Raw genomic sequence first — 16,208 nt, 5'->3', positions numbered from 1 at the left:
GAGTTGGCCCAGAGATTAAGATTTTTTCAAGAACGTGAAGGCGTTTAACTGATGCAGCGGAAGCTCCTGAAAAATCAGTTGTAATTTAAAAGAAATTATTTTAGAATCATAATGTCTTTGCTTTTGCCAACGTTGGCAAAAATATTTTGTAGCGTATCCACTCAATGGGTTTAGGAGGAAGCACCATGAAAATCGCATTATGCCATTTTCGCGCAGGAGAAACCGATGGCGTCTCCTTAGAAATGGAGAAATGGAAGAAGGTCCTTGAGGAATTGGGACATCGTGTCTATTTATTGGCAGGTAGTTTAGGGGAAGAAGAAGGGATCGTGATCGAAGAACTGCACTATCAGCATCCGGTGAATAACCGATTCGTGGCTAACGCTTACGAACAGCTTACGGATTATCCCGATGCCGAAGCTTTCCGGGATGATGTACTGGCCTTCGCTGCCAGGATTGAAGAAGCGCTTTGCAGGATCATCGATGAATACGAGCTCGATGTGATCGTTCCCAATAACATTTGGTCGTTGGGATGGGGGTTGCCCGCGGGACTCGCGTTCGCGGAAGTTGCGCGCAAAAAAAACATCGCTTGTGTAGCGCACAATCATGATTTTCATTGGGAACGCATCAAATACAGCCGTCCTACAAACCGCTATGTCAGTGGCTGGTTGACGGAGTACTTCCCGCCGAAGCTCGCGAATGTCAAGCAGGTGGTGATTAATAAAATTGCCCAGCAGGAGCTGCTTCGGCGGACGGGGCAGCAATCAACCGTCGTTCCGAACGTGTTCGACTTCTCGGCTCCGGCTTGGACGATTGACGATTATAACGGCGATTTCCGCCAAGTGATCGGCGTGAAGGAGAACGACATTCTTTTGCTGCAGGCTACGCGTATTGCCGAACGAAAGGCGATCGAGCTGGCCATTGATCTGGCGGCGGAAATCGGTAAGCCTGAGAACCTGAAGCGGCTCAAGGAGCGGCCGTTATATGACGGCCGAATCATGGGTGAGGACGGTGAAATTGTGCTGGTGCTGGCGGGGCTTCAAGAGGCTTCCCCCAAATACATCGAGGGGTTGAACCAGCGGGCTGCGGCGCAGAACGTCAAGCTGCTTTACGTCAATGAATGGATCGAAGCGACTCGTGTCACCAAAGACGGCAAAAAAATATATTCCTTATGGGATGCCTATGTCCATGCGGATTTCGTCACTTATCCGAGTGTGCTGGAAGGCTGGGGAAATCAGTTTTTGGAAGGATTGTACGCCAAAAAACCGATGGCCGTATATGAATACCCGGTATTTGGCACGGATATTAAACCTTATGGCTTCCATATCGTTTCTCTTGGAAATGAGCATCGGGTCGACGCGGAGGGATTGGTTCATATTGACGGAGAACTCATGGCAAAGGCTGGTCAGGAAGTCATTAGATATTTGCTGGATGGGGAGTTCCGCAGCGCTTGTATGGAGCACAACTTCGAACTGGGAAAGGAACATTTGTCCTACGAAGCTCTGAAAAAAATGCTGGCATCATTATTTTAAACGCGATCCTACATCCTGGTATTGACACCCTGTCGGAAAACGGATACAATAATTATGCCAACGATGGCAATAATGAAACGGTCTGAAGGAATAGGGAATGCACATGAAAACGCAAACAATCAAAGATGTAGCTAGGTTGGCCGGAGTTTCGATCCGAACCGTTTCCCGGGTGATCAACGATGATCCGAATGTAAAAGCCGAGACCCGAGAGAGGATTCTCAAAGTGGTGGCTGAGACGGGGTTTAAAGCAAATCTGCTGGCCAAAAGCCTTAGAGAGAAAAAAACGAACACCTTGATTGCTTTTGTAGATCAGCACCGGGGCCGCTTTTGGGGTGCATTTCATAACAAAATTTTGCATGAAATGATGAAGGAAGCGCACCGACTGGGATATCGGATGGTGATTTCCTCTTCTTCTGCCGACAGCTACGAGGACAATGAGAACGACGGATTTTATTTGCTGAAGCACGGAATGGCCGACGGCGCGGTGATGTTCGATATGATCGAAAATGACCGGCGCGTTGAATATTTACGGGAAAAGCAGATTCCGTTTGTTATTCTGGGTAAAGACCTTGATCATTTTGATACCTCGTATGTGGATCTTGATAATGTGGCCGCAGGGTACCTGGCGGCGCAGTACTTGTATTCCAAGCAGCGCAGCCGCATGCTGTTTCTGCTCGGCAATCCAAACTATATTGTCAACAAGGATCGATCGGAGGGGATCCGCCGCTTTTTCGCAGACCGTCATGTGTCTGCAGACCGGTGGAGCATTCTATACGACGTATCCGACATTGGATCGGCTTATCTCCGTACCAAGGAGGCTCTTGGGTCGCCTCAGCGGCCAGATGCTATTTTTATTTCAGGGGATGAAAGAGCGATTGGGGTATACCGTGCGATTTACGAGCGTGGACTTCGGATACCGGAGGATGTAGCGGTATTGGGTATTGATAAGCTCGACATGGGCGAGTATTACCACCCGCCGATTACGACGATTGACCAGTCGATTCCATCTATGGCCCAATCCGCGCTGCAGGTGCTGACCAAGCAATTGGACACGGGTGCCAGAGCCGGAACTCGGGTACTCATTTCGCCGACGATTTGTGAAAGGCAGTCGATCTAATTTTTTTCGCTAAAAATGCCAACGTTAGCAATAATGCATACGTAGGATTTTTATATCAAGAAATGATTGAGGGAGGTTCTTACCTAACATGAAAAAGTGGCCAAGAGCATTGTTCGCGGGTATGATGGCGGTATCTCTTACCGCTTGTGGAGCTGCGCAGGAAAATAACGGGTCCGCCGGGGAAAAGGCATCGGAGCCGGGCAAGACGACTTCCATCCGGATGCAAATCACATGGGCGAGCGATTCCCCGCGGGGGAAAGCGATCCGTGAGATTGTGGACGAATTCGAAAAGAAAAATCCGGATGTCAAAGTAGAATTGCTGGGAAGCGCCCAGAACGGCCAGAAGCTGCTGACGCAAATCCTCAGCGGGGACGCGCCGGAAGTGATGCAAATTCCTTACCGTGATGTGCGCGGACTGGCGCCGCAGGGAGCTTATGTCGACCTGTCCGAAGAATTCAATAGTGAAAAAGACAATTACTATGAGCAGCTCTGGGACTTAGGTACATGGGATGGCAAGCTATACGGCTACCCATGGCTTGGACATTCCGTACAGCTGGTATATAACAAAACGCTCTTTGATAAGGCCGGCATCCAGCATCCGCCGACCACATGGGAAGAGCTGTATGAAACGGCCAAGAAATTGACGATCGATACCAATGGAGACGGCAAGCCGGATCAATTCGGCCTTGGTCTCGTGGGCAAGCAAGTGTACGATATCACCTGGATGGTCAACATGTTTATGAACCAGGCTGGAGCCAAGATTGTAAAAGAAGACGGCAAAGGCGGTTATCAGGTTGGATTGAACTCTCCGGAAGGCAAGCAGGCGCTGGAGTTCTACACCAAGCTTGTTAAAGAGGTGACGCCTCCGGATACGGTAAACAAAGACGGCGGCGCGGTGATGGCGGATTTCCGCAACCAAGTGGTAGCCATGCAGTTCCAGGGGCCATGGGGAGTGTCGGATGCCTGGAAGGCGACCAACAAGTTCGAAGTGGCAGCGGCTGAAGTGCCGGCCGGACCTGCAGGCAAAGCGGCGGATATCGGACCGAACATGCTGTGCATTCCATCCGGCGTTGAAGGCGACAAATTGAATGCTGCGATCAGGCTGATCAAATTCCTGGGCTCCAAGGAAGGACAAGAATTGGTCATGAAGGGTGAAAAATCCGATGACGGCAACTTCTATCCGTACCGCGTGCCTATTCGTAAAGACCTTGCAGACATGCCATACTTCAAGGAGCATCCGGAATTCCTCGTCTTTATCAAAGGGTTAGAGTATCCAAGTATCTCCACTCCTGTACCGCAGTGGTCTCAAGTGGAAGCCGAAGTCTATCAAAGCGTTCTGAACCAAGTGGTTTCCGGTTCCATGTCTGCGGAGCAAGGCTTGAAAATACTTGAAGAAAAAGGGAATGCCATTTTGAAGCAAAACTAATATCCGGGTAAAAAACAGAGCACCTAACCCAGGTGCTCTGCTTGTTGGGAGGCAAATTATGAAGAAAAAAATCCGCAGCGTGATCGGTGATTGGACCAGCTATGTGTTCATTTTGCCCTCGGTCATCATACTCGGACTTTTCTTGGTTTATCCGGTCGTCTGGTCGTTTGTCGCCAGCTTTAAGGATATCAAGCCCATAGCGCTAAGAAATTCGGGTTTATTCGAAATCCCGGGCGCATTCGTCGGACTGGAGCAATACGCCAGAGTGCTGCAAAACGAACTATTTCTGAAAGCCATCTTCAATACGATTTATTTCGGCGTCATTTTCATCCCCATTACGATGTTTGCTTCCGCAGGCCTTGCGCTTCTGCTGAATCAAAAGCTTAAAGGGGTGAACCTGGTTCGTACGATCTTTTTTGTTCCTTATATTTTATCCGTTGTAAGCGCAAGCTTGATCTTTATGTTTTTGTTCAACGGCGATCGCGGTTTGATCAATGCGCTCCTGAATTTGTTTGGTGTTACCGGTCCCAACTGGCTTGCGAGCTCCGTGTGGGCCATGCCGGTCATTGCCATCATGACTGTTTGGAAGAAAGTCGGCTATTTCATGCTCATTTATCTTGCGGGTTTGCAGAACATTCCCAAGGATTTGTATGAAGCCGCCGATGTGGATGGGGTTACTCCCTTTCAGAAGCTGAGGCTGATCACATGGCCGCTGCTCGGCCGGATTTCGCTTGTCGTATTTATACTCTTGCTCATTGATTCATTGAACGTATTCCAGGAAATTTATATTATGACCGGCGGAGGTCCTGCCGATTCCACTACGACGGTACCGTTCCTTATCTTTAATGAGGCGTTCAAATATTACCGTATCGGAACATCGGCTGCGATGTCGTACATTTTATTCTTCTTAGTCGTCATTATTACCATCATTCAGAAAAAACTAGTGGATAAACGGTTAGGATAGGGGGAGGAAACGATGAACAAAAAATGGATTCCAACGATTATCCTTTGGGCCATAGGCTTGGTCTTTTTCCTGCCGCTGTACTGGCTTTTTGCTTCCAGCTTGAAAAGCGATTTGGAAATCACCCAGTTTCCTCCAACCTTTTGGCCGCATACGCTGGAATGGAGCAACTACCCGAAAATTTGGGAAGCGCTAAAGTTTAGTACTACATTTACAAATTCGATTATTGTATCGGTGAGCTGCACCGCCTTGGTAGTGGTTTTTTCCAGCATGGCGGGCTATGCCTTCTCCAAGAAGCAATTCATGGGCAAAAACGCTCTGTTTATTCTTCTGATCGCCACGATGACCGTGCCGCCGACCGTGCTGCTGCTGCCGATTTACTTTATCATCACCAAAATAGGGTTATACGATAGTCTGGCCAGCTTGATCCTGCCGTTTGGGGTCACCGTGTTCGGTATTTTCTTCACCAAGCAGTATATCGACGATGTTCCGACGGAAATGCTCGAAGCGGCAAGGATCGACGGCAGCGGGGAATTCCGCCTGTTTTTCCAGATCGTCCTTCCGCTCATTAAACCGGCGATCACGACGTTAACCATTATCGAGTTTGTGCATAACTGGAATTCCTTTACGATGCCGCTTGTCCTGCTGCAAAGCGAAGACAAGTTCACGATTCCGCTCCGGCTCGCGCTCTTGGCTCAGGAGAATATCGCCATTCCGTGGTCAAGGATTCTGGCGGCGAATGTGCTTTCGCTGATTCCGGTGCTGATCTTGTTCCTGAGCGTGCAGAAGCAGTTTGTGAAAGGGCTTATGGCGGGGGCCGTGAAGGGGTAAGTTCAATGAAAAGCGGGGAGAAACCATTGAATACAATTCAAGCCAAACAATTGGGCGATATTTTCTACTTAATGACTTATGTGAAGGGCAGCCTGCGCAATGCCTATTCAGGCGGCGAGCGGATCGGCTTCCGCTTTAATCTGGACAACCCGCCGTTGGCGCTCGGCGGTGTGGCGATCGACTTCAAACTGCTGCTGGACGGCAGCGAGGTCGATCCTTCTCTGGTTTGGATCCGGCAGGGATATCAGGGACGGAACGCGGGAACCATCTCCGAGACAAGACCGTATACGTTTGAAGTCGGCGCTCCGACGGAGTGGACCGTTCTGCTGCCGGGAGGCTTGGCCCCGGGCGAGCATTCGATCGTCATTGTGACGGAGCAGTATGCCTTCGGCAAAATTTATTCCCGATTCACGATTCAAGACGAGGTATCGGATATCCAGGAGCCGTGCTTGATGTCGACCGGCCCTTTCCATCGTCCGCTCGCCTTATCCAATGATGCATCGTTCGCTGTGATCAACTGGGCCGGAGATTTGTCCGCCGATTGGAACTGGTGGGGCCTGGTCACCGATAACGGAGGCTTGTACAGTCCGCCGGCAAGATACATCCGGCATCTGAAATGGGAACTTGCGGAGAGGGGAGCAGCCGGGTCGTATCCTCTCGTCCGTTATACGGATAGAGCGGACCATCTGCCGGGAAGGCTGGAAGCATACAGCCGTTTCGGCTCATTGACGGTTCAGCGGAAAGTATTTATGTCGGTGGATGACGCTGCGGTGTTCACCCGGTTTATCTTATCTAACGACGGGGACGAAGCGGGAGAGGTTGAACTGATCGGAAATACGGAAGCGATGCTGGTACCGTATGGCCTGCTTGGAGTGAAAGCTAAGCAATTCAAGTTCAGGGCAACGCCAAGAAGCATTGTGATGGAGAACCCGCAGCTGCCTTATGTCGGTGTCATCGCCTGTGACGCGGATATGACAGCTTCTTTCGGCACCTCCTATGAAGGTGCGGATCCCGGCTTTCATTTCCGGATTCCGGTAAAAGTCGAGCCTCATGCTTCCGTGACCGTTACGGTTGTGCTGTCCGGGGATCCGGAAAGCAAAGAACGGGCTGTGCATATCGCTTCCCGGTCGCTGCAAAACGCCGAAGAACAATTCGCTCAAGCGGTTTCCTCTCATCGTGAATACCTGGAGAACACTATCGCCGTTAGAACAGGGGATGCGGAGCTGGACCAGGCGTTTGACTTTGCCAAGCTGGCGCTGAAAAATCTTAAATTCAATCACCCCGAGATCGGTGCAGGCATTTGCGCCGGCTTCCCCCGGTTTCCCAATTATTGGAGCAGGGATTCGGCTTGGACGGCATTCGCCTATCTTGCGATCGGGGATATGGAATTCGTCAAGGAAGTGCTTCTGAACTTCATTTCTCTACAGTTGGAAGAGGATCGTCCGGGAGCATTCGCCGGGGATATGCCGACGGTCATCAGCGGACCGGGCTTTATGCATCAGACTTCCTGGGGAGGGTCCGCAGAAGGGGTGCTGCTCCAGACGATATTATTCCGCGAGTATGTTTATGCCGCTCAGGATACGGAATTCGCCAAAGCCCATTTTTCCAGTATTCAAAAATCGATGGCTTGGGCGCAGCGGTGTGACCGTGACGGAGACGGCTTCCTGGAGCACGGTATTGTCGGTGATGTCTCCACGTCGCAGGCCTTCACCATTCCGGATACGCAGTGGATGGATCATATCGACCGCAGAAAGAGCAGCAACGATGTGCAGGGATTGTATTGGCACGCGCTGCGTGCGGCGACCGATGTAGCCGGGCTGGTCGGGGAGCCGGAGTTTGCCCGCGAATGGAGCAGGAAGGCGGACATCGTAGAGCGTAAATATGAGGAGGAGTTTTGGTTTGAGGACGGTGGTTATTATTACGACCGGCTGCTGGAAGACGGAACGCCGGACCCGACGCTGCGTCCCAATTATGCCGTCAATCTCATGTTCTCTACGCTGGCCGATGCTGAGAGGGTGAAGTCTTCCCTGGAACGATTGGAATCCGAGGAGATGACCACGCCTTTTGGCCTTCGCACCCGCAGCAGCAAGGATGAAGGGAAGGGGTACGATCCGTCCAGCTATCAGGAAGGGGCGGTCTGGAATTTGACCACGGGCTGGACAGCCATGGCCGAATTCAAAGCCGGGCGTGCGGAACAAGGCGTCGCCTTCTTGCGCATGATCGCTTCCCGGATTTTGGATGAGATGGGAATGGCGGCGGAGCTGTACCGCGCCAATAAGCCGGAGCCTCTCAACGGCTGCTTCCTGCAGGCTTGGTCTATAGGAATGTATGTTTGGGGATTCGTGCGTTACCATCAGGAAATCAAGCGTTTGACGAAATAGATTGGGTTTGGGAAAAAGCATGCGGCCGGTCTGAAACCGGGATCAGCCGTATGCTTTTTATTTATATCAAAGAGTCTTTCGGAACTAATCCAACTGCTTCCACTTTCGCTCAAGCATAGGAGGAACATAGCTTTCCATGAGATGGATCAGCTCCGCAGGTTCACTGGAGTTCAGAATCAGCCGGAGATGCGATGTATTGGAGAAACCTTCGCTGATGCTGTGATGAATCAGATTCATGAAGGGATCAAAATAGTTTCTGATATTGAGAATGCCGACGGGTTTTCGATGAATGCCGATTTGTGACCAGCACAAGGCCTCGAAAAGCTCTTCATATGTTCCGAACCCGCCGGGCAGAGCAATAAATCCATCCGCAAGCTCCGCCATTTGAGCTTTGCGCTCATGCATATTTTCAACTTCTATGAACCGGGTAAGCTCCCGGTGTACCATTTCCCCGTTAAACAATCCTCTGGGCATGATCCCGATCACTTCGCCTCCGCCCTTCAGAACGGCGTTGGCGATTTCACCCATTAAGCCGATCCTGGATCCGCCGTAAATTAATCGAATCTTTTTTTGAGCCATAACCTGTCCAAGCTCGGCCGCTTTCATTGGATAGTCGCGATGCTCTCCCGCATTGGATCCGGCAAAAACACAGATTGATTTCATATGGTCCACCCCACACTATATGTAGATGATATTCATTGTATAATATACTATATTTGGAGAATAGGAAATATGCTCAAGACCATGAGAGGGCATATTTCACGCTTAGCCGACATATTCTGCGGGCCGTTCTGCATGTCTTGAAATTGGAAAACCGATTGCGTGAATGAAAACAATTGATTATTCTGAATAGGTGAGAGACCGATAGTTAACAATTTATAATTATGGGGCTTTCTGCCTGAACGGCGGGAGGAATGCTTTTGAAAGAGCTCTTACTGGTATTGTTCGAACGAATGGGAATGCTTCTGATCCTGATGTTTACATTGACACGTATCCCCCTGTTTCGAAATATATTGGATCGGGAGGTTGATGCCCGGACGGGAACGGTATTTGCCCTGCTGTTTGGTTTGATCGGGATTGCAGGGACGTATTCGGGTGCCATAGTGAGCCCGGAGGGAATCGATTCGACGTTTTGGGTGTCCGCTCTCGGCCCGGATGAGATCATGGCCCATTCCGCGCTCATCGGGGTAGTGCTGGCAGGATTGCTTGGCGGCGCTTACGTGGGCGCGGGAGCGGGATTTTTGACCGGTCTGCACTCCTTGCTGCTCGGGGGTCTTGCAGGTCCTTCGCATGCGGTTTCCACTCCTTTGATCGGGCTTCTGGCGGGGCTTATTGCCCGTTTTTTTTATGAAGAGAGGATCATCGCTCCCATCAAGGCCATGTTTATCGGAGTATTCGCCCCTATTTTGCAAATGGGCATTCTGTTGGTGTATACGACCTCCTCGGAAACGGCCATTGAGCTGGTCAATCGTGTCGGCGTTCCGATGGTGATCGCCAATAGTATCGGGATCGCCATTTTCGTCGCGATGATTCAGGTTGCGTTCAAAGAGGAAGAACGTGCGGCCGCGCATGAGACGCAGCGGGCATTAACGATTGCGGAAATGGTGCTTCCCCATCTGAAGGAAGGATTGACCTACACGACAGCAGAGGCTACCGCATCCATACTGATGCGTGAATTGCAAGCCGATGCGGTTGCCGTGACGGATACGCAGCGGATCCTTGCTCATGTGGGTGTCGGCACCTCCCGGCACGTTCCCGGGGAACCCTTGTTAACGGAATTGTCCAAACAGGCGATCCGAACCGGCAAAATTCAAATCGCCATGCACCGCGATCAAATTCAGCCTCATCATGAAGCTTTGGGCGCGGCTCTGATCGTACCGTTCAACCAATCGGGCCGGACGGCGGGATTGACCAAGATTTATTTCCGCAGCCCGAAACAGATTCGGAAAGTGGAGGTGGAGTTTGCGTACGGCTTCAGCAAGCTGATCTCCAGTCAACTGACGATCGCGTTGGCGGAGAAGCTGGAAGCGCTGATGAAGGATGCCGAGCTCAAAGCTTTGCAGGCGCAGATCAATCCGCATTTTCTGTTCAACACGTTGAATTCCATCGTGACGTTGATCCGGATCGATCCGGATCAGGCGCGCCATGTGACGGTGCAGTTGGGCCAATTCATGCGCATGAGCCTGAAGATCACCCAATCGCTGCTCATTCCCCTTTATCAGGAAGTGGAGCATGTGAATGCTTATTTGGAGATCATTCGGGTTCGGTTCGCCGATCAGCTCAAAGTGGAGTGGAAAGTGGAACGGGGGCTGGAAATGGTGCCGATTCCGCCGTCGACGCTGCAGCCGCTCGTGGAAAACAGCATCCAGCACGGGCTGAAGAAGAGAACGAACGGCGGCTGGGTGCGAATCGCCATGGAACGCAAAGACAAGATCGTACGGATTGTTGTCGAGGACAACGGATCGGGGATTCGGGAGGATTTTCTGGATAAGCTGGGCACGACTCCGATGAGCGGGAGCGGGAGCACCGGTCTTGGCGTGCACAATGTAAATCAGCGTTTAATCAGCTTGCTCGGTCCCGACTCTGCGCTTTCGTTCGAGAACCGGGCGGAGGGCGGGGCGCGAGTAACGTTAGCCATACCTTATACGAATGGGGAATGAAGGGGGACACCCAAATGAAACTTCGTGTCATGGTCGCCGAAGATGAACGGCTGGCAAGAGAAGAGCTCGTCTATTTGCTGTCGAAGGAGCCGGACATCGTAGTGCTCCCATCGGCCGCAAGCGGTGCTGAGGCCTTGGAGATTGCGCAAAAGCATAAACCGGACGCCGTTTTTCTGGACATCGAGATGCCTGAGATGAATGGCATTCAGGCGGCTTATCGTCTGCATGAGCTGGATCCCCGGCCGTTTATTGTCTTCACGACGGCTTATGATCAGTATGCGTTGGAAGCGTTTCAACTCGAGGCGGTGGATTATCTGCTCAAGCCCTATGATGAAGAGCGGTTTAGGCGGACGTTGGATCGCATCCGCGCGAGAAAGACGGAAGCCGGAGGCGGTTCGGAAGCCCATAAGCAGACGGAAGCGCCGACAGCCCCCGCTTTCAAAAGAAACAAGCTTTTGATCGATGACGGTGACCGGATGGTTGTGCTCGAGGCGGAGCTTTTTCTCTACGCGGTCAAGGAGGAGAAGGTAACTCATATCCATATGGCCGACGGTCGTTCCTATGCAACGAAGCAGACGCTGCAGGAGCTTGAGGAAAGGCTTGGCGCCACGTTCTTCCGGCCTCACCGGAGCTATCTGGTGAATCTGGATTATATTCAAGAGATCGAGCCTTGGTTTAACGGTGCGTACAATGCCATTCTCAAGGATGCCAAACGGACGAAGCTGCCGGTTTCCCGGATTGCGGCAAAAGATTTGATTCGGCTTTTGCAGGGGCAATAAGCATCATCCTAATGAACAGTCCGTTGAGGACTGTTTTTCTGCAATTAAGGAACGAATTTCGACGTTTCATACCGAAACCGAACTGCATTAAAAAAGAGACGCTATAATAATTATAAAAGCGCTTACATTTTAAGCCGGCTGTGCCTGTATGCATCAGGTGAAGCCCATATTATGGAGGGATTCGCGTATGAAAAAGAACCAGTTGACTTACAGCGATATTGCCCATTCTGAGCTTTTCCGCAAGCTGATGGATAAGAAAAAACGATTTATTATTCCGATGACGCTCTTCTTTTGTGCATTTTATTTTACCCTTCCGTTTCTTACTGCTTTCTCCAATGTGTTGAATACACCTGCCGTCGGCTCGATTACTTGGGCGTGGGTCTTTGCTTTCGCTCAATTTATTATGACATGGGTTCTGTGTTCCCTGTATTCCAAGAAATCCGTAACATTCGACGCGATTTGCGAAGAAATCAAAGATCAAATGCATGCTGAACAAAGAAAGGCGGGATAATCCATGAATACGGCCTTCCTTCTTTTTCTTGTGATCGTGCTCGGTACCCTCGTCATTACCTATTACGCTTCCAAAAAAACAAAAACGACCAGCGAATTTTATACCGCCGGCGGAGGATTGACCGGTTGGCAGAACGGGCTGGCCATTGCGGGCGACTATATGTCGGCGGCATCGTTTTTGGGTATCGCAGGAATGGTCGCATTGTTCGGCTTTGACGGATTTTTCTACAGCATCGGGTTCCTTGTCGCCTATCTTGTCGTATTGTATCTCGTAGCGGAACCGCTTCGAAATTTAGGCAAATATACTATGGCGGATATGATCGCCGCCCGTTTTGATCATAAGAAGATTCGCGGCGTGGCGGCAATCAATTCGATCGTGATTTCGATCTTCTACATGATCGCCCAACTGGTTGGCGCCGGGGGACTCATTGCCCTTCTTATCCCAAGTCTTGATTACACGACCTCCGTGCTCATCGTCGGCGTTCTCATGACCGTGTATGTTGTTTTCGGCGGCATGACGGCGACAAGTTGGGTGCAAATTATTAAATGTGTGCTGCTGATCGCCGGTACGTTTATTATTTCGCTCATTGTTTTTGCCAAATTCGATTTCAGCGTCGGGCATATGTTTGAGCAGATGCGGTCTGTAACTCCGCTGAAGGAAGCGTTCTTGAATCCTGGCAACAAATTTTCGAACGGACTCGATACGATTTCCCTTAACCTTGCTCTTGTTCTTGGCACAGCCGGATTACCGCACATTCTGATCCGATTCTTCACGGTAAAAGACGCCCCCACGGCACGTAAATCGGTCGTTGTAGCCACTTGGATCATCGGCTTGTTCTACGTCATGACGGTGTTCCTCGGCTTCGGTGCAGCGGCATTCGTAGGCCATGATGCCATTGTAAGCGCTAACGCCGCTGGCAATATGGCTGCGCCTCTCCTTGCCAGAGTCCTTGGCGGAGAATTCCTGTTCGCCTTTGTATCGGCTGTAGCCTTTGCCACCATTCTGGCTGTTGTTGCGGGTCTTGTGCTTTCCGCCGCTTCCGCCTTCGCCCACGATTTCTATACCCATATTATTCGGCGAGGGAAGGCTCATGAAAAAGAGCAGATTAAAGCGGCGAAACTGGCTTCCGTCGGTGTAGCGATCATCTCGATCATCCTTGCTCTGTTTGCGCAGAAGCTGAATGTTGCGTTTCTTGTAGCCCTGGCTTTTGCCGTAGCCGCCAGCGCGAACCTGCCTGTTCTTTTGTTCACCGTATTCTGGAAAAGGTTTAATACGGCAGGAGCAATTACAGGTATGATTGTCGGCGTTCTCAGCGCGCTCATTCTTGTAGCGGTCAGTCCTAACGTTTGGGATCCGGTAGCAGGGAAAGCGATCTTCGTCGGTACCCCGCTCATCTCCCTTACGAACCCGGGGATCATTTCCATTCCGCTCGGCTTCCTGGGGGCTTTCCTCGGAACCTTCCTGTCCTCGAAGCAGGATGATGTGAAGTATGACGAGATATTAGTCAAAGCGAACACGGGAATACAGGATTTGGCTCAAGCCAAATAAATGGATTAGCCGGCCCCGTCAGGCCGGCTTTTTGCATATCCGTCTAATGAAAGCCACGGCGAAGAAAGGGACATGAGCTCTTTTCCGGATGGGTTCTGTCTTAAACGCCATTAGCCGTCCTCGCCGGGTTGAAAGTTTAGTTTTTCTTTGCGGGCCGTAGGATTTATAATAAAGGAACATCCGTCGTCTAAGGAGTGATTCTTATCAAAGCGTTCAAAGCATTGGTTGTGGAGCAATCGGGAAACGATGTAACAAGCGGCATCCGGGAGATGACGATAGAAGATTTGCCGTCAGGCGAGCTGCTGATCCAAGTCGTCTACTCCAGTGTCAACTATAAGGACGCATTGGCCTGCATCGCAAATGGAAACGTTGTCAAAACATATCCATTTATTCCCGGTATCGATCTTGCAGGGATCGTGAAGTCAAGCACAGATGGTCGGTTTCATGAGGGAGACGAAGTGCTGATTACGGGATATGAGCTGGGTGTGAGCCATTATGGCGGTTTTAGCGAATATGCCAGGGTATCGTCCCAATGGGCGGTAAAATTGCCGGAGGGACTTTCCATGAAAGAAGCGATGATATTCGGCACCGCGGGCTTCACGGCCGCTTTATCGGTGCAGGAATTACAAGATGGCGGCGTGAACGCTGACCAAGGTCCGATTCTGGTGACAGGAGCCACAGGCGGTGTAGGGAGTATGGCTGTAGCTATGCTTGCCAAACTGGGGTACGAAGTCGTGGCGAGCACAGGGAAAGCAGAACAGAAGGAGCATTTGATGAAATTGGGAGCCGCGCGGGTCATCTCGCGGGACGAACTGGTTCCTGAAAAAGTCCGGGCGTTGGACAAACAGCTCTGGGCCGGCGCCGTCGATTGTGTCGGCGGGAAATCGCTGTCGTATATTTTAAGCAGCACGCGATATGGCGGGACGGTAGCCATTAGCGGTTTAACGGGAGGCGCAGAGCTGGCAACGACCGTATTTCCCTTTATTCTCCGCGGAATACGGCTGATAGGAATCGATTCCGTCATGGCTTCTATGGAAAAACGGGTCCGCATCTGGAACCGGTTGACTTCGGAATTAAAGCCCGCTATGTTGAACAGCATGTACACGGAAATCGCTTTGGAGCAAATTCCCGGCGTCGTTCAAAGTATTCTCAAAGGCCAGGCCCAAGGCAGAACACTGGTTAAGATATCCTCTTGTAAGGGTGCTTAATTATACATTCAACCATGGAAAGCGGTAATCGCAGAAGACGGAGGACGCCTTTGTGATGACTGCTTTTTTTGCGGTTAGATCTTTTAGGATCATAAATGTTTAAATGGATAATAATGAATACAATAAGAGATTCATTTCAAAACCTTGTAAAGTGCGTTCCGTAACCCATTTCCTGTCATTTAATCCAAGTCATTTTTACCCGATTCGTCACTTCTATATCGGTATCTGCAAAAGGGAAACAGGGCGTTGTGTAGAATTAATATGGCATGGTCATACACAAAAAAGAGTTCATCTGTTGACCTGTAGAAGATTGAAGAAGGTGCGAGAGGAAGATTTAAAAAATGAAGTCTGTCACAGTAAAAGATTTAGTGGACCGCTTCTCATTAGAAGTGCTGGTCGGGGAATCGCATATGCATCGAACGATACCCAAACCGAGGGCATATCGCCCGGGGCTTGAATTTGTCGGATATTTTGATTTCTTTTCTCATGCTCATGTACAAGTGTTGGGCAGAAAAGAAATCAATTATTTACATACGCTGAGTGAAGAGGAACGAAATCATCGCATCGGGAACATCGTGAAGTATCACCCGCCTTGTTTTGTAGTGACCCGAAATCAGGAAGGGCTGAAGTATTTGCTGAAATATTGCGAAGAAGAGGGGATTCCGCTGCTTCGCACGCACGAGCCTACATTCCGGTTTCTTGAACTGGTGGATGCGTACCTGGCGAAAGCGCTGGCGCCGCAAATTGCCGTCCATGGCGTTTGTGTCAATGTGTCCGGAATCGGTATATTGCTTCGCGGCAAATCCGGCGTCGGTAAAAGCGAAACCGCTCATACGCTGATTCGGCGCGGGCACCGGCTGGTAGCCGATGATATCGTCGTTTTGAAAAAAATCGGCCCGGAGACGATCCTTGGCACCCATGACGGGAAAACGCGGGAGCTTCTGGCCCTTCGCAGTATCGGGTTGATCAATGTTTCCCGTCTTTACGGAAGAAAAGCGTTCCAGGATGAGACACGCATTGTACTTGATATCGAATTGACGAAGTGGCAAGAGCATGCGTTGAATAATGAACTGGAGCTGGAGCCGAAGTACACCGAGTATATGGACATTCGAATTCCGCATATCGAAATTCAGCTTCAGCCGGGAAGAGATGTCGCGGGACTGGTGGAGGCGGCGGCCAATAACTGGTATCTTCGCCAGCAGGGCTACAGCGCCGCAGAAGATTTCATGAAACGGCTGGAAAAAGGGTAGGAAAATG

Annotated in this window: 13 protein-coding genes; 12 read left to right on the top strand and 1 reads right to left on the bottom strand. The window is 50.7% G+C overall.

All coding sequences use genetic code 11. The features are described 5' to 3' along the window. Positions 1–185: 185 nt before the first annotated feature. The 6 genes from NR121_RS11680 (at position 186) to NR121_RS11655 (ending at position 8,245) form a co-directional block, all read left to right on the top strand. The gene (locus NR121_RS11680; RefSeq protein WP_256831223.1) at positions 186–1,529 is read left to right on the top strand and encodes a glycosyltransferase family 4 protein; all 1,344 of its coding nucleotides are present in this window, start codon (positions 186–188) and stop codon (positions 1,527–1,529) included. Positions 1,530–1,632: 103 nt separating this feature from the next. After that, positions 1,633–2,646 (top strand): LacI family DNA-binding transcriptional regulator, encoded by a 1,014-nt coding sequence (locus NR121_RS11675; protein ID WP_074727678.1) that lies wholly within the window; start codon positions 1,633–1,635, stop codon positions 2,644–2,646. Positions 2,647–2,734: 88 nt separating this feature from the next. Beyond that, the gene (locus NR121_RS11670) at positions 2,735–4,072 is read left to right on the top strand and encodes an ABC transporter substrate-binding protein (RefSeq protein ID WP_062410001.1); all 1,338 of its coding nucleotides are present in this window, start codon (positions 2,735–2,737) and stop codon (positions 4,070–4,072) included. 58 nt (positions 4,073–4,130) lie between these two features. Beyond that, positions 4,131–5,036, top strand: coding sequence for a carbohydrate ABC transporter permease (locus NR121_RS11665; RefSeq protein ID WP_062410000.1), 906 nt, complete (start codon positions 4,131–4,133; stop codon positions 5,034–5,036). A 12-nt stretch (positions 5,037–5,048) separates the two neighbouring features. Then, positions 5,049–5,864 (top strand): carbohydrate ABC transporter permease, encoded by an 816-nt coding sequence (locus NR121_RS11660; protein ID WP_054818326.1) that lies wholly within the window; start codon positions 5,049–5,051, stop codon positions 5,862–5,864. 26 nt (positions 5,865–5,890) lie between these two features. Then, the gene (locus NR121_RS11655; protein ID WP_256831221.1) at positions 5,891–8,245 is read left to right on the top strand and encodes an amylo-alpha-1,6-glucosidase; all 2,355 of its coding nucleotides are present in this window, start codon (positions 5,891–5,893) and stop codon (positions 8,243–8,245) included. 84 nt (positions 8,246–8,329) lie between these two features. Here the strand turns inward: NR121_RS11655 and NR121_RS11650 are convergent, their stop codons facing one another. Further along, positions 8,330–8,908, bottom strand: a complete 579-nt coding sequence (locus NR121_RS11650; RefSeq protein ID WP_062409998.1) for an LOG family protein — start codon at positions 8,906–8,908, stop codon at positions 8,330–8,332. 251 nt (positions 8,909–9,159) lie between these two features. Between NR121_RS11650 and NR121_RS11645 the strand changes: the two genes are divergently transcribed. The 6 genes from NR121_RS11645 (at position 9,160) to hprK (ending at position 16,201) form a co-directional block, all read left to right on the top strand. Continuing rightward, the gene (locus tag NR121_RS11645; protein ID WP_082660890.1) at positions 9,160–10,905 is read left to right on the top strand and encodes a LytS/YhcK type 5TM receptor domain-containing protein; all 1,746 of its coding nucleotides are present in this window, start codon (positions 9,160–9,162) and stop codon (positions 10,903–10,905) included. 14 nt (positions 10,906–10,919) lie between these two features. Continuing rightward, on the top strand, positions 10,920–11,684 hold the full coding sequence (locus NR121_RS11640) for a LytR/AlgR family response regulator transcription factor (protein WP_062409996.1): 765 nt from the start codon (positions 10,920–10,922) through the stop codon (positions 11,682–11,684). Positions 11,685–11,871: 187 nt separating this feature from the next. Further along, on the top strand, positions 11,872–12,195 hold the full coding sequence (locus NR121_RS11635) for a DUF485 domain-containing protein (RefSeq protein ID WP_054818324.1): 324 nt from the start codon (positions 11,872–11,874) through the stop codon (positions 12,193–12,195). Between the two features lie 3 nt (positions 12,196–12,198). Further along, a complete protein-coding gene (locus tag NR121_RS11630) occupies positions 12,199–13,743 on the top strand; it encodes a solute symporter family protein (protein ID WP_062409995.1) in 1,545 nt (514 codons plus the stop codon). 203 nt (positions 13,744–13,946) lie between these two features. Then, positions 13,947–14,951 (top strand): acrylyl-CoA reductase family protein, encoded by a 1,005-nt coding sequence (locus NR121_RS11625; protein WP_256831239.1) that lies wholly within the window; start codon positions 13,947–13,949, stop codon positions 14,949–14,951. Positions 14,952–15,292: 341 nt separating this feature from the next. Then, positions 15,293–16,201 (top strand): HPr(Ser) kinase/phosphatase, encoded by a 909-nt coding sequence (gene hprK / locus NR121_RS11620; protein WP_062409994.1) that lies wholly within the window; start codon positions 15,293–15,295, stop codon positions 16,199–16,201. Positions 16,202–16,208: the final 7 nt, after the last annotated feature.

This window comes from Paenibacillus sp. Pae15 (assembly GCF_024519685.1).
GTDB classification, from domain to species: domain Bacteria; phylum Bacillota; class Bacilli; order Paenibacillales; family NBRC-103111; genus Paenibacillus_G; species Paenibacillus_G naphthalenovorans.
The sequence above is the reverse complement of the archived record's forward strand: the minus strand, read 5'-3'. Positions and strand labels throughout refer to the sequence as shown.